The organism is Aeromicrobium sp. SORGH_AS_0981 (genome assembly GCF_031453195.1).
Lineage (GTDB): Bacteria > Actinomycetota > Actinomycetes > Propionibacteriales > Nocardioidaceae > Aeromicrobium.
The window spans coordinates 3,405,206-3,427,162 of sequence record NZ_JAVIZD010000001.1 but is presented as its reverse complement, the minus strand read 5'-3'; the positions used below and the strand labels follow the sequence as shown (position 1 = coordinate 3,427,162).

Annotated in this window: 19 protein-coding genes and 1 pseudogene; 10 read left to right on the top strand and 10 right to left on the bottom strand. The window is 73.6% G+C overall.

Features of this window, described 5'->3' with window-relative positions:
- Positions 1-28: 28 nt before the first annotated feature.
- Genes QE370_RS16870 through QE370_RS16855 form a run of 4 tightly spaced genes read right to left on the bottom strand, consistent with a single transcriptional unit; the run spans position 29 to position 2,965 of the window.
- On the bottom strand, positions 29-760 hold the full coding sequence (locus QE370_RS16870) for an FAD-binding oxidoreductase (RefSeq protein ID WP_309635066.1): 732 nt from the start codon (positions 758-760) through the stop codon (positions 29-31).
- A complete protein-coding gene (locus QE370_RS16865; protein WP_309635065.1) occupies positions 757-1,377 on the bottom strand; it encodes a sulfite oxidase-like oxidoreductase in 621 nt (206 codons plus the stop codon). Before QE370_RS16865 ends, QE370_RS16870 begins: the two co-directional genes overlap by 4 nt.
- Positions 1,374-2,213, bottom strand: a complete 840-nt coding sequence (locus QE370_RS16860; RefSeq protein WP_253026852.1) for an alpha/beta fold hydrolase — start codon at positions 2,211-2,213, stop codon at positions 1,374-1,376. The genes QE370_RS16865 and QE370_RS16860 overlap by 4 nt, the downstream gene beginning before the upstream one ends.
- Positions 2,210-2,965: an SDR family oxidoreductase gene (locus tag QE370_RS16855; protein WP_253026850.1), complete on the bottom strand. Its 756-nt coding sequence runs from the start codon at positions 2,963-2,965 to the stop codon at positions 2,210-2,212. Before QE370_RS16855 ends, QE370_RS16860 begins: the two co-directional genes overlap by 4 nt.
- A 66-nt stretch (positions 2,966-3,031) precedes the next feature.
- On the opposite strand from QE370_RS16855, the gene QE370_RS16850 reads away from it, so the two are divergent.
- Positions 3,032-3,790: a ParA family protein gene (locus tag QE370_RS16850; protein ID WP_253026866.1), complete on the top strand. Its 759-nt coding sequence runs from the start codon at positions 3,032-3,034 to the stop codon at positions 3,788-3,790.
- A 55-nt stretch (positions 3,791-3,845) separates the two neighbouring features.
- Here the strand turns inward: QE370_RS16850 and QE370_RS16845 are convergent, their stop codons facing one another.
- Entirely contained in the window at positions 3,846-5,369 is a 1,524-nt protein-coding gene (locus QE370_RS16845) for a DEAD/DEAH box helicase (RefSeq protein ID WP_396127839.1), read from the bottom strand.
- A gap of 209 nt (positions 5,370-5,578) precedes the next feature.
- Here QE370_RS16845 and QE370_RS16840 point away from each other — a divergent pair, with 209 nt between their 5' ends.
- Complete coding sequence (locus QE370_RS16840; protein WP_253027364.1) at positions 5,579-6,337, top strand: ferritin-like fold-containing protein; 759 nt, start codon at positions 5,579-5,581, stop codon at positions 6,335-6,337.
- A gap of 199 nt (positions 6,338-6,536) precedes the next feature.
- Here the strand turns inward: QE370_RS16840 and QE370_RS16835 are convergent, their stop codons facing one another.
- From QE370_RS16835 to QE370_RS16825, 3 genes are all read right to left on the bottom strand, one after another.
- Positions 6,537-7,169 carry a DUF2461 domain-containing protein gene (locus QE370_RS16835; protein ID WP_309635064.1) on the bottom strand — a complete coding sequence of 211 codons (633 nt, stop codon included), beginning with the start codon at positions 7,167-7,169 and terminating at the stop codon, positions 6,537-6,539.
- Between the two features lie 63 nt (positions 7,170-7,232).
- Positions 7,233-7,469, bottom strand: coding sequence for a DUF3107 domain-containing protein (locus QE370_RS16830; protein ID WP_309635063.1), 237 nt, complete (start codon positions 7,467-7,469; stop codon positions 7,233-7,235).
- Positions 7,470-7,514: 45 nt separating this feature from the next.
- Positions 7,515-8,156 (bottom strand): TetR/AcrR family transcriptional regulator, encoded by a 642-nt coding sequence (locus tag QE370_RS16825; RefSeq protein ID WP_370186822.1) that lies wholly within the window; start codon positions 8,154-8,156, stop codon positions 7,515-7,517.
- A gap of 171 nt (positions 8,157-8,327) precedes the next feature.
- Here QE370_RS16825 and moeZ point away from each other — a divergent pair, with 171 nt between their 5' ends.
- The 5 genes from moeZ to nudC all read left to right on the top strand — a co-directional run bounded on the left by moeZ (position 8,328) and on the right by nudC (position 17,825).
- Positions 8,328-9,500, top strand: a complete 1,173-nt coding sequence (gene moeZ, locus QE370_RS16820) for an adenylyltransferase/sulfurtransferase MoeZ (RefSeq protein WP_253027166.1) — start codon at positions 8,328-8,330, stop codon at positions 9,498-9,500.
- Between the two features lie 694 nt (positions 9,501-10,194).
- On the top strand, positions 10,195-10,497 hold the full coding sequence (locus tag QE370_RS16815) for an MGMT family protein (protein ID WP_309635062.1): 303 nt from the start codon (positions 10,195-10,197) through the stop codon (positions 10,495-10,497).
- Positions 10,498-10,528: 31 nt separating this feature from the next.
- On the top strand, positions 10,529-13,795 hold the full coding sequence (locus QE370_RS16810; protein WP_309635061.1) for an ATP-dependent DNA helicase: 3,267 nt from the start codon (positions 10,529-10,531) through the stop codon (positions 13,793-13,795).
- Positions 13,792-16,938, top strand: coding sequence for an ATP-dependent DNA helicase (locus QE370_RS16805; RefSeq protein ID WP_309635060.1), 3,147 nt, complete (start codon positions 13,792-13,794; stop codon positions 16,936-16,938). Before QE370_RS16810 ends, QE370_RS16805 begins: the two co-directional genes overlap by 4 nt.
- On the top strand, positions 16,935-17,825 hold the full coding sequence (gene nudC, locus QE370_RS16800) for an NAD(+) diphosphatase (RefSeq protein ID WP_309635059.1): 891 nt from the start codon (positions 16,935-16,937) through the stop codon (positions 17,823-17,825). The genes QE370_RS16805 and nudC overlap by 4 nt, the downstream gene beginning before the upstream one ends.
- A gap of 124 nt (positions 17,826-17,949) precedes the next feature.
- Here nudC and QE370_RS16795 read toward each other — a convergent pair whose 3' ends face one another.
- Entirely contained in the window at positions 17,950-18,192 is a 243-nt protein-coding gene (locus tag QE370_RS16795) for a mycoredoxin (protein ID WP_067855885.1), read from the bottom strand.
- A gap of 148 nt (positions 18,193-18,340) precedes the next feature.
- Here QE370_RS16795 and QE370_RS18245 point away from each other — a divergent pair.
- Both QE370_RS18245 and QE370_RS18240 read left to right on the top strand, forming a co-directional pair.
- Positions 18,341-19,105: pseudogene (locus tag QE370_RS18245) on the top strand (UvrD-helicase domain-containing protein); the annotation flags it as partial.
- A 22-nt stretch (positions 19,106-19,127) separates the two neighbouring features.
- The gene (locus QE370_RS18240; protein WP_396127827.1) at positions 19,128-20,384 is read left to right on the top strand and encodes a 3'-5' exonuclease; all 1,257 of its coding nucleotides are present in this window, start codon (positions 19,128-19,130) and stop codon (positions 20,382-20,384) included.
- Here QE370_RS18240 and QE370_RS16785 read toward each other — a convergent pair.
- Entirely contained in the window at positions 20,365-21,252 is an 888-nt protein-coding gene (locus QE370_RS16785; RefSeq protein ID WP_253026664.1) for an ArgP/LysG family DNA-binding transcriptional regulator, read from the bottom strand. The two genes, QE370_RS18240 and QE370_RS16785, sit on opposite strands and share 20 nt — an antisense overlap.
- 69 nt (positions 21,253-21,321) lie before the next feature.
- Between QE370_RS16785 and QE370_RS16780 the strand changes: the two genes are divergently transcribed.
- Positions 21,322-21,957 carry a LysE/ArgO family amino acid transporter gene (locus QE370_RS16780; RefSeq protein ID WP_309635058.1) on the top strand — a complete coding sequence of 212 codons (636 nt, stop codon included), beginning with the start codon at positions 21,322-21,324 and terminating at the stop codon, positions 21,955-21,957.

Here is a 21,957-nt window from a genome sequence, read left to right as displayed (position 1 = left end):
AGCGGGGTGAGGGGAGGGGTGGGAGGCGTCAGCCCGTCTCGCCGAACTGCTCCACGCGGATGCTGTCGGACGGGAACGCCTGCTCGCGCAGCAGTCGCGTGGCGTAGCCGACGAACCCGACCGACCCGCACACGAACGCCGCGTCGACGTCGTCGAGCAGCGGCGCGACCTCGTCCGGGTAGGGCGGCGCGGCCACCCGCGCGCCCAGGTTCTCGCGCGTCAGGGCCACGAACGCCCCCGATGCCAGCAGCTCGTCGGCGTAGGGGAGGCGGTCCAGCGACTTCGCCACCGCCACCACCCGCAACGCGTCCGGGTTCCCGGTGCCGATCGCGTGCCGGAGCATCGAGACCATCGGCACCACGCCCGACCCGCCGGCGAACGCCAGCGCCCGCTCGCGACCGTCCCAGGTGAACCAGCGACCGATCGGTCCACGCACCTCGAACGTGTCGCCGACCCGCACCTCGTCGTGCAGGAACCCCGACACCTCGCCGTCGTCCATCCGCTCGACCATCAGCTCCACCAGCCGGTCGCCGGGGGCGGACGCCGTCGAGTACGACCGCTGCGCGGTGTAGCCGTCCGCTGCCCGCAGCCGCACGACGTAGTGCTGACCGGCGCGGTGCGGGGCCGGCTCCGGCAGCTCCAGGCGCAGCCGCACGAAGCCCTCCGTCGGGTGGTCCTTCGCGCGCACCGTCGCCAGCTGCCAGCCGGTGCCGCCCGGGTTCTCGACCACAGGGTCGGGGCCGGCGGGCCGGCTGCTCACGGGTCCCCCTGGTAGCGCTGCTCGAGCCACGGGTCCCCGCGGTCGTGGTAGCCGCCACGCTCCCAGAACCCGGGCTCGTCGTGGTCGAGCAGCTCCAGGCGGGTCAGCCACTTGGCCGACTTCCAGAAGTACAGGTGCGGCACGAGCAGACGCACCGGGCCGCCGTGGTCGGCCGTCAGCGGCGCGCCGTCGGCCTCCCACACCACCCAGGCGCGGTCACCGCGCACGTCGTCGAGCGGCAGGTTGGTCGTGTAGCCCGACGCGGTGTGCGCGACCACGTGGGTGGCGTCGGAGGCGACGCCGCAGACGTCGAGCAGCGTCTCGACGCTGACGCCGGTGAAGGCTGTGTCGAACCGCGACCACGTCGTGACGCAGTGGATGTCGACCGTGCTCGTCGCGTGCGGCAGGGCCCGCAACGCCGACCAGTCCCAGGTCTGCGGCTCGAGCACGGCGCCGTCGACCGTCAACGTCCACCGGTCGAGGTCGACCTGCGGGGTCGGCTCCGCCGAGAGCACGGGCCACTGACGGCCCGCGTCGTACTGGCCGGGCGGCAGACGGTCGGACCGGGCGGGCCGGCGGCGGCCGACGAAGCCACGCGTGACGGGTGCGTCGCTCATGTGAGGTCCTCCAGGAACGGGAGCCAGGCCGCGGCGAGACCCACCGGGTTCTCGACGGCGGGGGAGTGGTCGGCGCCGGGAACCACCTGCACGGTGGTCCCCAGTCGTGCCGCGAGGTCGTCCTGCACGGCGTGCGGCCACGCGTCGTCACCGGCGCCTCGGCCCACCCACGCGGGGAGACCGGTGGCCGCGACCTCGGCGACCCGGTCCGGGGCGTCGAGCAGGTGCTGGGTCAGTGCGCGCAGCCCGACCCTCGAGTTCGTCTCGAACCGGCGCAGCAGGAACGCCTCGATCTCGGGCGGGTGCGTGCCGAGGGTCGACGCCTTCAGCGCGCGGTACACGTCGCCGATCGGCTCCGGTCCGTCGAGCCGTGCGACGAGCTCGTCGAGCGGCCGCTCGGGGCTCGCGCCGAGCGCGGCGGGACCGGTGCACAGCAGGCTCAGGCTCGCCCATCGTGCGGTGTGCTCGATCGCCGCCGTCTGCGCCACGAGCCCACCGAAGGAATGGCCCAGCAGGTGCACGGGCGTCGTGCCGAGGGTCTCGGCGAGGGCGGCTGCGTCGGCGGCGAGAGCACCGAGCGAGAAGTCGTCGGCGTCGTCCGCGCTCGTCTCGTGCTGTCCTCGCTGGTCGTACGCCGTCACCGAGAATCCTGCGCCGGCGACGAGCGGGAGCAGCGGCGTGAAGTCCTCCTTGCTGCCCGTCCAGCCGGGGACCAGCAGCACGTGGGCCCGCGGGTGCTCGACGTGCGCGTGGTGCACGGCGAAGCGCCCCCGCGGGGTCTCCACGGTCGAGGCGACCACGCCCGGCGGGAGGTCGAGGGAGCGGGGTGTGCTCATCGCCCGCGCTTGGCGGCGCGCGCCACGAGCGACGTCGGGGCGTGCCGGGCCAGGGTCGCGAGCACCTTGTAGCGCAGGCTGGGGACCGACACGGTCCGGCCGCGCTCGAGGTCGGCGAGCGCGGCGGCCACGAGCTTGTCGCTGTTCAGCCACATCCAGCGGGGCACGCCCGAGATGTCCATGTCGGCGCGCTGGTGGAACTCCGTGCGCACGAAGCCGGGGCACAGCACCATGACGCGCACGCCCGACGACGCGTAGTGCCAGTCGGCCCACTGCGACAGGTTCACCAGCCACGCCTTGTGGGCGGAGTAGGTCCCGCGCGGGGTGAAGGCGGCCACGCTCGCGACGTTGACCACCTGCCCGCGGCCACGTCCGACCATCGACTTGATCGCCGTGTCCATGAGGTGCATCGGCGCCCGCACGAGCAGGTCGAGCTGACGGTCCTCGTCGGCGACGTCGGTGGTGCCGAACCAGCCCGCGAGCGACGCGCCGGCGTTGTTCACCAGCAGGTCGACGGGTGCGGTGGTGCTGGCGAGGGCGGCCTCGGCCGCCGCCAGTCCGTCCGCGGTGGTCAGGTCGGCCACGACGACGTCGGCCTGCACGCCGTGCGCACCGCGCAGCTCGGTGGCCAGCTGCTCCAGACGCTGCTCGTCGCGCGCGAGCAGCACGACGTCGTCGCCCCGGGCGGCGAGGGCGCGGGCGAAGGACAGTCCGATGCCGGCCGTGGCGCCGGTGACGAGAGCGCGGGTCATGTCGTCAGCATGCCATGTCGTCACGGTGGCGGACGTCGCAGCCACGGGGCGGTCTCCGGTGGCATGATGTGCCGCGTGACGACGACGATCTCCGTGGTGAACCAGAAGGGTGGCGTCGGCAAGACGACCACCGTCGCCTCCCTCGGCGCGGCGTTCGCCGAGCTCGGCAAGCGCGTGCTGCTCGTCGACCTCGACCCGCAGGGCGGGCTGACGTTCTCCCTGGGCATCGACCCCGAGGACGTCGACGTGACCGTGGGGGAGGTGCTGCTCGGCAAGGCCAAGCCGGCCGACGCGATCGTCGTCACCGAGGACGGCATGCACCTGCTGCCGTCCAACGTCACGGTCACGCAGGCGGAGGAGGCGCTCGTCAGCCGCACCGGGCGCGAGCAGCGGCTGCGCGTCGCGCTCGACAAGGTCGCCGACGACTACGACCTGGTCGTCATCGACTGCCCGCCCACGCTCGGCGTGCTGACGGTCGGCGCGCTCTCGGCGTCGCAGAAGGTCGTCATCCCGCTGCAGGCGGAGACCCTGTCGCACCGCGGGGTGCTGCAGCTGCTCGACACCGTCCACGACGTCAAGCAGTTCATCAACTCCGAGCTCGAGGTCGCCGGCGTGCTGCCGACGATGTTCGACGGGCGCACCAACCACGCCCGCGCCGTGCTCGCCTCGATCGAGGAGCAGTTCGAGCTGCCCGTCCTGAGCCCGCCGATCCCCAAGTCGATCCGGTTCGCCGAGGCGCCCGCGATCGGCCGCTCCATCCTCAGCGTCCACAAGAACCACAAGGGCGCCGACGCGTACCGCGAGGTGGCCAAGAGCCTGCTCTGAGCCGGCACGACGAAGGGCCCCACGCCGTGCGTGGGGCCCTTCGTCGTGGTCCGGGTCAGTCCGCCGAGGCGGGCGCCGTCTCGTTCGAGGCGGTCTGGCCCGAAGCGGTCTGGGTGCCGTTCTGGCCCTCGACCTTCTGGCCGCCCCGGGTGCGACGGCGACGACGGTTCCGGCTGCGGCTCGAGCCGGTGCCCTCGCCGCCCTGGCCGTCCTTGGCCTGCTCGTCCCGCGGCTGGTCGGTGCGGGGTCCGGAGGAGCGCTCGCCCTGCGGACGTCCGCCGCCCTGACCGCGTCCGCCCTGGCCGTCGCGGCCGCGTCCGCCGCCCTGCCCGCGACCGCCCTGGCCACCGCGTCCGCCGCGGTCGCCGTCCTTGCGGGGCTCCTTCGGCGACGGGGGCTTGAGCCGGCCCTTGACGGACCGGTCGATGCCGAGGTCGTGGAAGAGGTGGTCGGACGTCGAGTACGTCTCCTGCGGGTCGGCGAACGGCAGGTCGAGCTCGGCGTTGATCAGCTTCCAGCGCGACAGGTCGGCCCAGTCGACGAAGGTGACCGCGATGCCCGAGGCACCGGCGCGACCCGTGCGACCGATGCGGTGCACGTACGTCTTGTGGTCCTCGGGGCAGTTGTAGTTGATGACGTGGCTGATGTTCGCGACGTCGATGCCGCGGGCGGCGACGTCGGTGGCCACGAGCACGTCGACCTTGCCGTCGCGGAAGCCCTGCAGCGCCTTCTCGCGCGCACCCTGGGCCATGTCGCCGTGCAGGGGCGAGGCGGGGAAGCCGCGGTCGATGAGGTCGTCGGCCACGCGCTGCGCCGTGCGCTTCGTGCGGGTGAAGATGATGACGCGCTGGACGTCCTCGGCCTGCAGGATGCGGGCGATGACCTCGGGCTTGTCGAGCTCGTGGGCCTGCCACACGAACTGCGCCGTGGCGGGGACCGTGTGGTTCTCCTCCGGCGACTCGGCGCGGATGTTCATGGGGTGGCGCATGTGCTTGCGCGCCAGCGACACGATCGCGCCCGGCATCGTGGCCGAGAACAGCATCGTCTGTCGGGTCTCCGGCGTCTTGGCCAGGATCGCCTCGACGTCGGGCAGGAAGCCGAGGTCGAGCATCTCGTCGGCCTCGTCGAGCACGAGCGACTTCACGTGCGAGAGGTCGAGCGCGCGACGGTTGGCGAGGTCGAGGATGCGCCCGGGCGTGCCGACGACGATGTCGACGCCCTTCTCGAGCGCCTCGAGCTGGCCCTCGTAGGGCACGCCGCCGTAGATCGTGAGGTTGCGGGTGCCGCGGTTCGCGGACGCCGTCTTGATGTCGTTGGCCACCTGCAGCGCGAGCTCGCGGGTGGGCGCGACGACCAGGGCCTGCGGCTTGCCGGGAGCGGCCAGCTGGTCGTAGTCGGGGTCGTGCGGTGCGACGGTGCGCTGGATGACCGGGATGGAGAAGGCCAGCGTCTTGCCCGTGCCGGTGCGCGCCTGACCGATGAGGTCGGTGCCCATCAGCGCGACGGAGAGGGTCATCTCCTGGATGGGGAACGGGCTGCTGATGCCGACGGCGTCGAGCGCGTCGGCGATCTCGGGCATGACGCCCAAGTCGGTGAACGTGGTCACAGGATCTCGAATTCGTGAGGGAACAAAGGATGCTCGGGTCGAGTCGTGAGGCGGCGTCGACGACGGTGCGTCCGAGAGCTCACGACGGAGATACGGCCCCAAGGGCACCACCAGGGTACCGGTTGGGGCGTGCTTCCCGAGAATCAGGAGCCGAGTGGCGGGGGAGCGCTACGCTGCGGCGCATGGCCTCCCACGCAGAGTCGAGCGACCCGTCGGCCCCCGAGGACGCGGCGGCACCCCCGGACGACACGCCCGCGGCACCGGTCGCCAGCGCCCTCGACGACCCCGAGTACCGGCGCGGTGTCGTCGAGCTGCTCGGCGTCCTCGCGTTCGGCGAGATCAGCGCCTGCGAGCGGCTCGTCGCCGACTCCCAGATGGCCCCCGACCTGCGCAGCAAGGTCGAGGTCGCGACCATGGCCGCCGCGGAGTTCGACCACTTCGAGGTGCTGCGCGACCGCCTCGTCGAGATGGGCGAGGACCCCTTCGACGCCATGGAGCCGTTCGCCGCCACCTTCGGCGACTTCCACCGCAAGACCAAGCCCGCCGACTTCCTCGAGGGCCTGGTCAAGGCCTTCGTCGGCGACGGGCTGGCCGCCGACTTCTACCGCGAGATCGCCGCCTACCTCGACCCCGTCACGCGCACGACCGTCATCGACACGCTCAGCGGCACCGGGCACTCGGAGTTCGTCGTCGAGCAGGTGCGCGCCGCGATCGAGGCCGACCCCCGCGTCGGCGGCCGGCTCGCCCTCTGGGGACGTCGGCTCATGGGCGAGGCCCTCCGCCAGGCCCAGACCCTCGTCGCCGAGCGCGACGCGCTGAGCGCCGTGCTCGTCGGGGGAGTGGAGACCCCCGGCCTCGACCTCACCGCCATCTCGCGCATGTTCACCCGCATCACCGAGGCCCACACCGAGCGCATGGCCCGCCTCGGCCTGGCCGCCTAGGTTTCGCCGCGCCGCCCCGCCCCGCCCCGCGCCGCCCCGCGCCGCCCCGGTGGGCGGTAGGTGGCGCGCGTCTCGGCCGTGCTGGCGGTCGGTGACCCGCGGAACGTGCAGCGCTTGCCGCGCGCGACCTACCGCCCTGGGCGAGGATGCGCGCGCCACCTACCGCCCGGCTCGGCTCGGTCCGGCCTCGACGTCGAGCTCAGCCGCGGACGTGCGTGAGGATCCAGTCGATGAACGGCTTGCCCGCACGCCAGTCGGCGCGTACGTGGTCGAGCAGCTCCGCGGTGTGCACGTACGGCTCGAAGCCGTGGTCGCGACCGAGCGTCAGCGAGCGGTGCCGCAGGAGGTCGATGCGCGGGTGGTCGGCCGACCAGCCGCGCGGGGCGGTCTTCGCCGCGTCGCCCCCGACCGTCCACCCCTGGCGCTCGAGCCGACCCAGGATCCGCTGCAGCCCGATCCCGAACGTCTCGTGGTCGACGGCCTCGCGGAACGACGCCAGCCGAGCCGGCGGCGCCTGGTAGAACCCCACACCGGTGCGCACGCCCGGGGCGCCGACCTGCACGTAGTAGCCCGTCGACGGGGCGACGGCGACGAACGCCCCCTGGTGCGTCTTGTACGGCGTCTTGTCCTTCGCGAACCGGACGTCGCGGTAGGGCCGGAAGATCTTGGCCGGGCCGAACTCGTCCTCGAGCGCCGCCGTGAGCGCGACCATCGGCGCCTTCACGGCCTCGTCGTAGACGTGCCGGTGCTCCTCCCAGAACGTCTTCGTGTTGTCGACCTCGAGGTCGTCGTAGAAGTCGAGCGCGGCGACGGGGAAGCCTGCGAAGGTCACGGGGGCGAGCCTAGGCCGGGGCTGCGGGTGCCGCCGCGTGACGGCACCCGCGCGCCGAGGACCTCAGCTCTCCTGCGTGACCGCGCCGAAGCCGACCTTGCGGCCGGTGTCGGCGACGAAGTACAGGTAGGCGACCTTGTCGGCCGGCACGGCGACCGTACGGTCCTTGTCGTCGGTGAGGCTGAAGACGGTCTCGTCCTTCAGCGCGGAGTCGAGCTTCGCGAGCACCGTGTCGGGCGCCTCGCTGGTCTCGACGGACAGCTCGCGGGCGGCGTTCTGGACGCCGATCTTGACCTCCATGGTCGGTCCTCTCTGACGTGCGGGTGGGGCGGGTGGGAGAAGGGGCTACTCGGCGCCGTCGGCGTCGGTGACGTCGCGCGGGAACCCGCCGATGCCGCGCCAGGCGAGCCGCCCGACGAGACGCACGGCGTCCTGCTGCGACAGCGACGACGCCTCGGCCAGCCAGTTGCGGGCCCCGACGTGGCCCATGCCGACCAGGCTCACGGCGAGGAGGTAGGCGGCGTCCTGCGGCAGGCCGGTGTCCTCGCGGATGACCTCGGCGATCGCCAGCGCCGACTCGCGCACGACCCGGTCGACCTGCTCGCGCACGTCGGGGTCGTTCGTCAGGTCGGACTCGAAGACGAGGCGGAACGCCGCGCCCTGGTCGGCGACGTACTGGTACCAGAGCTGCATCGTCGCCTCGACGCGGTGACGGTTGTCCTGCGTGGACGCGAGGGCGCGCTTGATGTCGTCGACGACCTCGTCGCACGAGGACTCCAGCAGGGCGAGGTAGAGGTCGAGCTTGCCGGGGAAGTGCTGGTAGACGACCGGCTTGGAGACGCCGGCGCGCTCGGCGATCTCGTCCATGGACGCGGCGTGGTAGCCCTGCTCGACGAAGACCTCGAGTGCGACCTCCAGCAGCTGGGCGCGGCGGGCGCGGCGCGGCAGTCGGCCGGCGCGCGTGCGCAGGATCGGGGTCTCGCTCACCCGCACAGCCTAGTGCCCGGTCCCCACGCGCTCGTCGGCGAGCACCCCGTGTCGTCGTGCGGCGTCCACGGGACGGACGTCGGTACCGCATGTCGGACGGTCGGGGAACAATGGACGACACGACCGGCGTTGTGCCGGACGTCCCCTTCACCGTCACTGCGAGGAGCAGCCGTGGTCGCCCCCATCGTGGAACCCGCCGACGAACTGACCATCGACGAGGTCCGTCGCTACAGCCGGCACCTGATCATCCCCGACGTCGGGATGGACGGGCAGAAGCGGCTCAAGAACGCCAAGGTGCTCGTGATCGGCGCGGGCGGGCTCGGGTCGCCGGCCCTGCTCTACCTCGCGGCCGCCGGTGTCGGCACGCTCGGCATCATCGACGACGACGTCGTCGACGAGTCGAACCTGCAGCGCCAGATCATCCACGGCCAGTCCGACATCGACCGGCCCAAGGCCGTCAGCGCCGCCGAGTCGGTCGCCGAGGTCAACCCCTACGTGAAGACGATCGTGCACGAGGCGCGTCTCGACAACGACAACGTCCTCGACATCTTCAGCCAGTACGACCTCATCGTCGACGGCACCGACAACTTCGCCACGCGCTACCTCGTGAACGACGCTGCCGTCATCCTCGGCAAGCCGTACGTGTGGGGCTCGATCTACCGCTTCGAGGGCCAGGTGTCGGTGTTCTGGGCCCAGGAGGGTCCGCAGTACCGCGACCTCTACCCGGAGCCGCCGCCGCCCGGCATGGTCCCCTCGTGCGCCGAGGGCGGCGTGCTCGGCGTCCTGTGCGCGTCGATCGGGTCGATCATGGTCACCGAGGCGATCAAGCTGATCACCGGCATCGGCGACCCGCTCATCGGCCGTCTGATGGTCTACGACGCGCTCGAGATGCGGTACACGACGCTGAAGATCCAGCGCGACCCCGAGGGCGAGCTGCCGACCGAGCTGCTCAGCGACTACGAGGCGTTCTGCGGTGCGATCAGCGACGAGGCCGCCGACGCCGCGGCCGGGTCGACGATCTCCGTCGCCCAGCTCGACGGGTGGCTGAAGGAGCGCAACGACGGCGGACGCGACTTCGTGCTCGTCGACGTGCGGGAGCAGGTCGAGCGGGACATCAACCACATCCCCGGCTCGATCCTCATCCCCAAGGGCGACTTCCTCAACGGCAAGGCCCTCTCGGAGCTCCCCGACGACAAGCAGATCGTGCTGCACTGCAAGTCGGGCGTCCGCTCCGCCGAGGCCCTCGCCGTCCTCAAGGGCGCCGGCTTCAAGGACGCCGTCCACGTCGCCGGCGGCGTCGTGGCCTGGGTCGACCAGATCGACCCCAGCCAGCCGTCCTACTGAGCGATCTCCGACGCCGCGGGTCGGGTGCCTCGAGCACCCGCCCGCGGCGTCGGTGCGTCTGGGCGTGCTGCCGCGGGGGGTCTGGGCTTGGTGGTGCGCTGCCGCAGGGGGTCGTGACCTTGCCGGTGCGCTGCCTCGACTGGCGCTGGGGGTGGTCTCCGAAAGGGCCTCGACCGGACGGCTGGGCGGGGCGGCGGCTCTGGTTCTCGGGCTGTGGCTCTCGCTGTGGACGCAAGCTTCTGCGTTCGTGCGTGGGACTCCAAGGGTTCTGCGTTTGCTACGGGATCCCGTCGCCAATGCAGAAGCGTTCGGCCTCAAGCGCGTGAAGGAAGCATCGTGGGTGCACTTGGGGGTGGGGTGGGCAGCGCTTCTCCCTTCTCGTGGCACGGTCCACGAGAAGGAAGCATCGTTGCCACGTCTAGCCCGGTCGGCGGTGGATCTGCCACCTGTAGAGCGCTCAGAAGGTGGCAGATCCACCGATGGCCCGCGCAAACGCAGAATCTTGCGCTTACCGCGAGCCACAGCCCGAGAACCAGAGCCGCCGCCGCTCCCAGCCGCCCGGTCGAGGCCCTTTCGGAGCGCAGGACGAGTCGAAGCCGCACCGACGCAGCCGCAGGCCGACGACAAGCCGCACCACCGCACCCCCACCCGACCGAGAAGCCGCGCCGACGCAGCCGCCAGGCATGATCGAGGGGTGGACGAGGCGTACGTCGAGCAGGTGCTGCGGCTGGTGGAGCGGATCCCGGCCGGGCGGGTGCTGCCGTACGGGCGCGTGGCGGAGGTGGTCGCCGGCGGGTACGGACCGCGCTACGTCGGGCGGATCATGTCGCTGTACGGGCACGCGGTCTGCTGGTGGCGGGTGCCGCGGGCCGACGGGACGCTGCCGGCGCCGCTGATGATGGAGGCGCAGCAGCGGTGGGCGCAGGAGGGCACCCCGGTGCGCAACGGTCGGGTGCACGTCGCCGAGGCGCTGTGGGGCGAGGCGGGGGTGTCCTGAGGCTGTCGGAGGCCTCTGCTGGGATGGTCACGTGACCGTCGAGTACCGCATCCAGCCTCCCGAGCCCGCGACGGCGGCGCGGCGTGTGGTGCTCGACCCGAGCCAGCAGGCCGTGCTCGACCACGTCGCCACCGTCGGCGGGCCCCTCCAGGTGCTCGCGGGGCCGGGCACCGGCAAGACGACGACGCTCGTCGAGCTGGTGGCGCAGCGCGTGGAGTCCGGTACGGTCGCGGCCGACGAGGTCCTCGTGCTCACGTTCAGCCGGGCCGCGGCGCAGGAGGTCAGGGCGCGCATCGCCCGACGGCTGGGCCGCACGGTGGCCACCACGCCGGCCATGACCTTCCACTCCTTCTGCTACGCGCTCGTGCGCGCCGAGCAGGACACCACCGACTTCCGCAGCCCCGTCTCGCTGCTGAGCGCGCCGGAGCAGGACGCGGTGCTCGCCGACCTCCTCGCGGGCACCGACCCGCAGGAGTGGCCCGAGGCGCTGCGGCCCGCGCTGCGCACCCGGGGCCTGACGGCGGAGCTGCAGCGTCTGCTGGGTGCCGCCCGCGCCCAGGGTCTCGACAGCGTCGACCTCCTCGCCGTCGGCCAGCAGGCGGGGCGCGCCGACTGGCAGGCCGCCGCCCGCTTCTTCGACGACGTCACCTCCGTGGCCGCGTTCACCAACACGATCGACCACACCGACCTCGTGTTCCAGGCGGTCACGCTCCTGGACGACCCCGAGTGCCGCCGCCGCTGGCGCGACCGCCTGCGGCTCGTCGTCGTCGACGAGTTCCAGGACACCGACCCGCTGCAGGTCGCGCTGCTGCAGGCCCTGGCGGGCGACGGTCGCGACCTCGTCGTGGTGGGCGACCCCTACCAGTCCATCTACGGCTTCCGCGGCGCCGACGTCACCGGCATCCTGCGGTTCACCGAGCAGTTCGCGACGCCGCTCGGCGAGCCCGCGGTGCTCACCCTCGCCCGCACCAACCGCTACGGTGCCGAGATCGCGGCGGCGGTCCGCTCGGTCGTCGAGAACCGCGGAGCGGTCCCGGGTCCCGACGGCGAACGCCTCGCCGCGTTGCGCTCGCCGGCCACCGACCCCCAGCGGTCGGGCACCGTCGAGGTCCGCACGTTCTCCTCCGCCACGGCCGAGGCCGAGCACGTGGCACTCCTGCTGCGCGAGGCTCACCTGGTGGCCGACCGTCCGGTCCCGTGGGACCGCATGGCGGTGCTCGTCCGGTCCTCGGCCCACCTCGACCGGCTCCACCGGGCGCTGTCCGCCGCGGGCGTGCCCGTCCAGGTGGCGGGCGACGAGCTCCCGCTCGCCGTCGAGCCCGCCGTGCGCACCCTGCTCGCCGCGTTGCACGCCGCCCAGACCCTGCACGCCGGCGAGCCGCTCGACCCCGAGGCCGCCACGTCGCTGCTCACCGGCCCGCTGGGCGCGATGGACGCGGCCGGACTGCGACGCCTCGGCCGGGTGCTGCGTCGCGACGACGCCGCCGAGCACGGTCGGCCCCGACCCTCGCGCCTCCTCGTCGCCGAGGTGCTCGCCGACCCGCCCCGACTCGCCACGCTCGCCGCCGACGGCCCCGAGGGTCTTGCCGTGCAGCAGGCGCGACGGGTCTCGGGCCTGCTGGTGCGCGCCGTCGAGCAGCTCGCAGCCGGCGCGTCCGCGGAGGAGGTGCTCTGGACGTTGTGGGACGGCACCACCTGGCCGCAACGACTGCGCGCCGAGGCGGAGTCCGGCGGCGGGGGCGCGGCCCGGGCGCACCACGACCTCGACGCCCTCTGTGCGCTGTTCGCCGAGGCTGCCCGCGCCGAGGAGCGTGAGGCGCACCGCTCGGTCGGCGAGGTCGTCCTTGCCCTCGAGGCGCAGCAGATCCCCTCCGACACGCTCGCCCAGGCCCCCGACGACACCCGCGCCGTCCGGCTCATGACGGCGCACCGGTCCAAGGGCCTGGAGTGGGACCTCGTCGTCGTGGCCGGCGTGCAGGACGGCGAGTGGCCCGACACGCGCCTGCGCAGCAGCCTGCTGCAGCCCGAACGACTGACCCGCGAGGGCGTGGCGCCCTACCCGAGCACGCGCTCGGCGATCGCGGAGGAGCGACGGCTGTTCTACGTCGCGTGCAGCCGCGCCCGCGAGCGGCTCGTCGTCACCGCCGTCGCCAGCGGCTCCGACGACGGCGACCAGCCGTCGCGCTTCGTCGGCGAGCTCCACACGTCCCTGACGCATCCCGACGAGACCCGCCCGGCGCGCCGGACGCTGCCCGAGACCGAGCACCGGCCGCGACGCGCGCTGTCGCTGCGCTCCGCCGTGGCCGAGCTCCGACGGATCGGGGAGAACACCGACGACCCCGCCGAGCGGCGGCGCGTCGCCGAGCAGCTCGCGCGGCTGGCCGGCCACCCGGCGGGCCGGGCCGCCCACCCCGACCGCTGGTGGGGGCTGGCGCCCCGCACGACCTCCGACGCCCCGCTGCGGCCCGCCGACCAACCCATCCGGCTCTCGGGCAGCCAGGTGTCCGCGCTCGAGCAGTGCCCCCTGCAGTGGTTCCTCGACCACGAGGCCCGCGGCGCGCACGCCACCACGTCGGCCCAGGGCTTCGGCTCGATCGTGCACGCCATCGCCGCCGACGTCGTGCGCACCGGGGTCACGCCCGACGTCAGCGCCATGTCGGCCCACCTCGACGACGTCTGGCACGAGCTCGACCTCCCGCCCTGGGTCGGCGCCCGCGAGAAGACGGCCGCCGTCGAGGCGCTCGGACGGTTCGCCACCTGGCACACCGAGAACCCGCGCACCGTCGTCGCGGCGGAGCACCCGTTCGACGTCGAGGTCGAGGTCGAGGTCGAGGGCCGCGCCGTCCGGCTGGGCGGGTCGATGGACCGGGTCGAGGTCGACGACGAGGGTGGTGTGCACGTCGTGGACCTCAAGACGTCCAAGAACCCGCCGTCCTCGCGCGACATCGCCGAGCACCCCCAGCTCGGCGTCTACCAGCTCGCGGTCGAGCACGGCGCCACCGCCGACGTCGTCCCCGACGGCCGCGCGGCCGGTGCGGAGCTGGTGCAGCTGCGCGTCGACGCCGGCGGCGCCCCCAAGGTCCAGCCGCAGGACGGTCCCCGCGACGACCAGCCGTTCTTCGCGGTGGAGCAGCTGCGCCGCAGCGTGCGTACCGTCGCCGAGGAGCAGCTGGTCGCCACCGCGTCGCCGAACGCCTGCGGCTGGTGCCAGTTCCGTCGGGTCTGCCCGGCCCACGACGACGGCGCCAGCATCCTCGTGCGCCAGCGCGGGCCGGTCGCGGGGGAGGAGCAGGCATGAGCCTCGTCCGCGACCCGCAGCACCTGCGCGACCTCGTCGGCATCCCGTTCTCCGAGCCGCAGGTCGCCGCCATCACCGCCGGGCTCGACCGTCCCGGCGCCATCATCGCCGGCGCCGGCTCGGGCAAGACGACGGTCATGGCGGCGCGGGTGCTGTGGCTCGTCGGGCACCTCGGCGTGGCGCCGGAGCGGATCCTCGGGCTGACCTTCACCAACAAGGCGGCCGCCGAGCTGGGGCAACGGATCCGGGCGAGCCTGGAGCACCTGCCCGCCGACCCCGGCGACCCGTGGGGCGACGTGACGGCCTCGACGTACCACGCGTTCGCGGGGTCGCTCATCACCGAGCACGGGCTGCGGCTCGGTATCGAGCCGGACCTGCAGGTCGTCACCGACGCCTCGCGGTTCCAGCGGATGGCTCGCGTCATCTCCGCCTACGACCGCGAGCTGCGCTTCATCGGCACCCACGTGCCCACGCTGGTCGGCCAGGTGATGGCACTGGACTCGCAGCTGTCCGAGCACCTCGTCAGCCCCGAGGAGCTGCGCCAGCACGACGCCGCCGTCGTCGCGGAGTTCGAGGCCGTCGGCAAGCCGGCCCTGCTGCGCGACGCCGCGCTGACCGCGCTGAAGCGCAGCGAGCTCAGCCTCCTCGTGGAGGCCTACCGGGTCGCCAAGGCGGCCGACGGCGTCATGGACTTCTCCGACCAGATGGCGTGGGGCGCCCAGCTCGCGCAGCTTCCGGAGGTCCGGGCCGCCATGCTCGAGCGCTACGACGTCGTCCTGCTCGATGAGTACCAGGACACCTCCGTCGCCCAGCGCGACCTGCTGCAGGCGCTGTTCTCCGGACTCCCCGTCACGGCCGTCGGCGACCCCGCGCAGGGCATCTACGGCTGGCGGGGGGCCGCCACCGGCAACCTCGAGGAGTTCCTCGACGACTTCCCGGCCGCCGACGGCAGCCGCGGTCGTCAGTTCGCCCTCGTGGAGACCCGACGCTGCGCGCCGGAGGTCATCGCCGCCGCCAACCACCTCGCGCAGCCGTTCTACGCGTCGTCGTCCGTGGTCTCGCCGCTCGTCTCGGCCGCCGACCTGACCGGACGTGTCGACGTCGCGCTCCACCGCACCGTCGACGAGGAGATCGGCGCGCTCGTCGCCGGCGTCGTCGCCGAGCACGACGCGGGCCGATCCTGGGCCGACATCGCCGTCCTGGTGCGGGTGGCCCGCGAGAACGGCGAGATCGTCAAGGCGCTGCGCGACGCGCACGTGCCGTTCGAGATCGTCGGCCTGGCGGGGCTGCTCGTGCAGCCGGAGGTGCTCGACGTCGTCTCGCTGCTCGAGGTCGTCGAGGACGTCACGGCCAACCCCGCGGTGCTCCGGCTGCTGGCCGGGCCGCGCTGGAACGTCGGGCCCCGCGACCTCGCCCTCCTCGGTCGACGTGCCGCGACCCTGAGCGGACGCGGGCACGGCGCCCAGGACGACGCGACGCTCGCCGAGGAGCTGGCGCGGGCGGTCGAGGGCACCGACCCCACCGAGGTCGTCTCGCTCGCCGAGGCGCTCGACGACCCCGGCGACCTGCCCTACGACCCGCGCGCGTTCGAGCGTTTCGCCGACCTCTCGCGGGTGGTGCACCGCGTCCGTGCGCACGTGGGCGAGCCGCTGCTCGACCTCGCGCGTCGCGCCGTCCGCGCGCTCGACCTCGACGTCGAGCTCGAGGCCGGCGACGTCGAGGGCGCGTCCGACAACCTCGCGACGTTCCTCGACGCCGTGGCCGACTACGGCGCCACCGACCGCTACGCCTCGCTCACGGGCCTGGTGACCTACCTGCGGGCGGAGTCGGAGTTCAACGAGGGCATGGAGGTCACGACGCCCTCGGAGGCCGACTCGGTCAAGCTGCTGACCATCCACCGCTCGAAGGGCCTGGAGTGGGGCGCGGTGTTCGTGCCCCTCGTGTCGAGCAGCGTGTTCCCGTCCGGTCGTGGCCGGCCGAGCTGGCTGACGAACGGCAGCGCGCTGCCGACGTCGCTGCGTGGCGACGCGGCGAGCCTGCCCGACCTCGCGGAGTGGACGCCGACCGCGGGCAAGGAGCTGCGCGCGGCGAGCCGCGAGGCCGACCTGCTCGAGGAGCTGCGCCTCGGGTACGTCGCCTACACCCGCGCCAAGGAGCGCGTGGTCGTGAGCGGTCACTGGTGGGGACGCACCCAGCTGAAGCCGCTCGGACCGTCGGACTTCCTGCTCACCACGCGCGACTGGCTGGCCGAGCAGGGGATCGCGCCGCTGCACTGGGCGGACCCGCCCGCCGACGACGAGACCAACCCGCACCTCGTGCTCGCCGACGGGATCGCGTGGCCGGTGGAGCCGCCGGCTCTCGACGGACGGCGAGCGCTCGCCGCGGAGGTCCTGGCCGCCCTCGACGGGGACGGGACCCCGGTGCCCGAGCTGCCGGTCCCCGGCGACCGGGTGGCCGAGCTCTCGCTCGAGATCGACCTCCTCCTCGCCGAGGCCGAGGCGGCGCAGGCCGAGGCGCGTCCTGTCGAGCTGCCGTCCACGCTGTCGGCGACGGCCGTGCTGGCCCTGGCACAGGACGAGTCGTCGTTCGCGCGCACCCTGGCGCGGCCGATGCCTCGCCAGCCCTCGGGTGCGGCGCGGTTCGGCACCCGGTTCCACGCGTGGGTCGAGTCGCACTACGGCCAGCGACCGTTGCTGGAGCCCACGGAGCTGCCGGGTCAGGGCGACGTCGAGCTCGCCGACGACGCCGAGCTGGCCGACGTCATCGAGCGGTTCGAGTCGGGCCCCTACGGGCACCGCACACCGCACACGATCGAGGCGCCGTTCTCGATGCTGCTGGCGGGCCAGCAGGTGGTCGGCCGCATCGACGCCGTGTTCGCCACGACCACGGCGGCCGGCCGGGGCTTCGAGGTGGTCGACTGGAAGACGAGTCGTCGGGCCGACGCCGACCCGCTGCAGCTCAGCCTGTACCGGGTGGCCTGGGCCGAGCTGCACGGCGTCGACCCGGCGCTCGTGTCGGGTGCGTTCTACTACGTGCGGCTCGGCACGGTGGTGCGGTACGCGCCCGAGGACCTCCTCGACCGCGAGGCGCTCGAGGCGCTGCTCGCGCCGGGCGACGGCCCCGGGCCTAACCTGGCAGGGTGAGCGCCTCGACCTCGTCCGCGACCCCGCCGTTCGCCTTCGACCGGGCCCGCCACGACCGCGCGGGCCTGCTGCGGGCCGACGACGCCTGGGACGGTCCCGGGGTGCGCGTGCTGGTGCTGGGTGGTGAGCACGTCGCCACGGTCGACGGGCCCGCGCTGCGCTGGCTGCCGCGCGAGGAGGCGCCGGAGGGCACCTGGATCTTCCTCGGCGAGCTCGACGGGGTGCCGCACGCCGCCGTCGTCGTCGAGCGCGTGCCACAGGACCTGACGCCGGTGAGCATCCGCGTCCTGGCGCCCCTACTGGGTGCCGACGACCTCTCCCTGGCGGTCCACGCCGTCGGGATGGCGCGCTGGCTCGCCGCCACCCCGTTCTGCCCGCGCTGCGGCGGGGCCACCGAGATCCGGTCGGCCGGTCACCTGCGTCGGTGCACCGTCTGCGGCACCGACCACTTCCCGCGCACCGACCCCGCCGTCATCATGCTCGTCACCGACGACCAGGACCGCGCGCTCCTCGGGCACCAGGCCAGCTGGCCGGAGGGCCGTTGGTCGACGCTCGCGGGGTTCGTCGAGCCCGGGGAGACGCTCGAGGACGCCGTCCGACGCGAGGTGGCCGAGGAGTCCGGTGTCGTCGTGGGTGAGGTGGCCTACGCGGGCAGCCAGCCGTGGCCCTTCCCGGCGAGCCTCATGGTCGGCTTCTTCGGTCGGGCGACGGCCACCGACATCGAGGTCGACGGCGTCGAGATGGCGGCGGCGCAGTGGGTCACGCGCGAGCAGCTGCTGGCGCAGGGCGAGGCGGGCACGCTGCTGCTCCCGCCGAGCGGCGTCTCGATCTCCAGCTGGCTCATCGAGAGCTGGTTGGGTGAGCGCATCCCTGCCGGCTGGTCCTGATGTCGGGGCGGTGGGCCTCACGCGGAGCTCGAGCGAGCGGTGGCTGGCGCGCGTCACCTGACCACGGTGACGCGGGTCCGCGACCGCCAGCAGGCGTTCCGCGGCTCACCTACCGCCGTGGGGGTCAGACGCCCAGCTGGGCCTTGACCTGCGCGACGGAGGGGTTCGTCAGGGCGGTGCCGTCGGCGAACACGAGGGTGGGCACCGTCTGGTTGCCGTTGTTGGCCTTCTCGACGATCGCCGCAGCCTCGGGGACCTGCTCGATGTCGACCTCCTCGAAGCTGATGCCCTCGCGCTGGAGCTGCGACTTGAGCCGGTGGCAGTAGCCGCACCACGGGGTCGAGTAGAGGGTGAAGTCGCCGGTCATCGTTGTCTCCTGTGCGGTCTAGGCTGGTCGCACCGGTGTCGACGACGCCGGTGCCACGGGTGTCAACGACACCACGGCCGGGCTTGTTCCGCCCGCTCCGCCGGGTTGCCCGGCCCCGACCCGTCCCCGACCGAGGAGAAGTGCCCGCGTGCCCAGCCCCGAGGACCTCCTCGAGAACCTCGACCCCGAGCAGCGGGCCGCCGCCGAGGCCCTGCGCGGCCCGGTCTGCATCGTCGCGGGCGCCGGGACGGGCAAGACCCGCGCCATCACCCACCGCATCGCCTACGGCGTCGCGACCGGGCTGTACGTGCCCACCGAGGTGCTGGCGCTCACCTTCACCACGCGTGCCGCGGGCGAGATGCGCGGACGGCTCGCCCAGCTCGGCGCGCCGCACGTGCAGGCCCGGACGTTCCACTCCGCTGCGCTGCGCCAGGCACGGTACTTCTGGCCGCAGGTCTACGGCACCGAGCTGCCGGAGGTCGTGGGCTCCAAGTTCGGGCTCGTCGCGGAGGCCGCGAGCCGTGAGGGCATCCGCCGACCCGACAACGCCGTCATCCGCGACCTCGCCGCCGAGGTCGAGTGGGCCAAGGTCAGCAACGTCCGGGGAGCCGACTACCCCGACGTGGCGCGTCGTCGCGGACGCGAGGTCGCCGACCTCGAGCCCGGCCGAGTCGCCGCGGTCATGGCCGCCTACGAGGACGTCAAGCGGGAGCGCGGCCGCATCGACTTCGAGGACATCCTGCTCATCACCGCCGCGATCCTCGCCGACGACGAGCGCATCGCCGCGCAGGTCCGACGCCAGTACCGGTGGTTCGTCGTCGACGAGTACCAGGACGTCAACCCGCTCCAGTCGACGCTGCTCGACCTCTGGCTCGGCGGACGCGACGACGTCTGCGTCGTCGGCGACCCGCGCCAGACCATCTACACGTTCGCCGGTGCGTCGCCGCAGATCCTCGCCGACTTCGCCCAGGCGCTACCCCGACGCCGAGCGGGTCTCGCTGGTGCGCAACTACCGCTCCACCCCGCAGGTCGTGGCCGTCGCCAACGCGGTGTTCGACGGCGTCCGGGGCGAGGCCCACGGCCGACCGCTGCAGGCGCAGGCCGCGCCGGCCGAGCCCGTGCGCTACCTCGGGTACAGCGACGAGCCGAGCGAGGCGTCCGCGGTGGCCGACGAGATCGTCCGGCTGCACCGCTCCGGGGTGCCCTACCGCGAGATGGCCGTCCTGTTCCGGATCAACGCGCAGTCGGAGGCGTTCGAGGAGGCTCTGGGCGAGCGCGACGTCCCCGTCACCCTCCGCGGGGTCGAGGGCTACTTCCAGCGCGCCGAGGTGCGTCAGGCCGTCACCCTCCTGCGCGGTGCGGCGCGCGCCGGCGAGGACGGGGCCGACGCGACGGTCGACGCCGACGCCCCCGACCACGGTCGGCTCGGGCACGAGGTCCGCGCGGTCCTGGCCAGCATGGGACACACCGAGACCGCGCCGTCGGGTCCAGGTGCCACGCGCGACCGGTGGGAGTCGCTGCACGCGCTCGTGACGATGGCCGACGACCTCGCCGAGTCCCAGCCGGAGGCCGGTCTCACCGAGCTGCTCGCCGACCTCGACCGCCGCGCGCAGTCCGCCCACGCGCCCACCGCGGAGGGCGTGACCCTCGCGACCCTGCACGCGGCCAAGGGCCTGGAGTGGGACGCCGTGTTCTGCGTCGGGACGCACGAGGGGATGATGCCCATCACCCACGCCGACACCCCGCAGGCCGTGGCCGAGGAGCGCCGGCTGTTCTACGTCGGCGTCACCCGGGCTCGGCGTCACCTGACCATCTCCTGGGCGCGGGCACGCAAGCCCGGCGGGCGACAGGGGCGCAAGCCCACCCGGTTCCTCGACCCGCTGCTGCCGCCGGACCACCCGGCGCGCGGCGGCTCCGTCGGGCCGCGCCCCAAGAAGCGCAGCAACGTCGAGCTCGAGTCGCTCGACGCCGACGCGCGAGCGGTGTTCGAGCGTCTGCGGGAGTGGCGCAGCACCACCGCCGCGGAGGCGAAGGTGCCGGCCTACGTCGTGTTCACCGACGCCACCCTGCTCGCCCTGGCCGAGCTGCGCCCCGCCGACGCCCACGGGCTTCTCGGCATCCCGGGGATCGGCCAGACGAAGCGCGAGCGGTACGGCGAGGCGGTGCTCGAGGTCATCGCCCAGCAGGGTTGAGGCGCTCGGCGGCCGTCGTCACCACGACGTCGGTCAGCCGGTCGAGCAGGGCCGACGGCGTCCGCCAGCGCTGCCACGACAGCGGGGAGCGGATCGTCGGACCTCCGAGGTCGACGAGGTCGGGCCCGTGGGTGGCGGCGTGCTCGGCGGGCAGCAGGCCCCAGCCGAGACCGAGGGAGACGGCCCGCGCGAAGTCGTGCGGCGACGGCACGAGGTGGCGTGGGGTCAGGGACGCGTCGACGTCGTGCGCGGCGAGCCAGTCGGCCTGGAGCGAGTCGGTCGGGTCGTAGTCGACGCGTGGTGCGGTCCGCAGCTCGGCCTCGCCGACACCGTCGGGGGCCCAGCGGTCCATCCAGGTGCGCGACGCCATCGCCCGGTAGGTCAGCGCGCCGAGCGGGACGGCCCGGCACCCGGGCACCGGCTCGGCGCGGGCCGTGACGGCCGCCATCACCGTGCCGTCCTCGAGCATGCGCGCCGTGCGCGTCTGGTCCTCGCGGTACAGCTCCACCTGCACGTCGCTCGTGCGCGTGAACCGGGACACCGCCTCGAGGAACCAGGTGGCGAGGGAGTCGGCGTTCACGGCGACGGCGAGCCGGGGGAGGCGTGCCTCGGCCAGGCCCAGCTCGGTCGCGGCGTCCTCGTCGAGCAGGGCCAGACGTCGGGCGTAGCGCAGCACGACCTCCCCGGCGGCCGTCGGCCGCACAGGGGTCGTGCGCACGAGCAGGCGCTGGCCGACCGACTCCTCGAGGGCCTTCACCCGCTGGCTCACCGCGGACGGCGTCACGTGCAGGGCGCGGGCGGCGCCGTCGAAGGTACCGGCCTCGACCACCGCGGCCACGGTGCGCACGGCGACAGGGTCGGACCACATGAAGCCATGCTAATGCTCCTGAAGAATTCTTCGCTGGTCCTGAAGATCGCTGCGCCCTAGCGTGGCGGCGTGACCAGCCTGCTCTCCGGCCTCGGCGCCGGCCTCGCCCTCATCGTCGCGATCGGCGCGCAGAACGCCTTCGTCCTGCGGCAGGGGCTGCGCCGCGAGCACGTCGGCCTGGTGGTGGCCGTGTGCGCCCTCTCCGACGTCGTGCTCGTCGCCGTCGGGGTCGTGGGCCTGGGGCGGCTCGTCGAGTCGGTGCCCTGGTTCGTCGACGCGGCCCGCTGGGGTGGGGCGGCGTTCCTCGCCGGCTACGCGGTCCTCGCGCTGCGCCGGGCGGCGACAGGGTCGGGGGAGTCGCTCGAGGTCGAGGGCGACGCCCACGTCCAGGCCGGCGGGCTGGCCGTGCGGGTGAGGCCGTCAGCGAGGCGGGTCGGGCTGACCGCGCTCGCCCTGACGTGGCTCAACCCGCACGTCTACCTCGACACGGTCGTGCTGCTGGGGTCGGTCGCGGCCTCGCACGGTGACGCCCGCGGGTGGTTCGCGGGCGGCGCCATGACGGGCAGCGTCGTCTGGTTCGCGGCGCTCGGGTTCGGCGCGCGTCACCTGGGGCGATGGCTCCGCGAGCCGCGCGCGTGGCGTCTGCTCGACGGTGCGATCGGCTGCGTCATGCTGGTGCTGGCCGCCGGCATCGTGCTCCGCTGA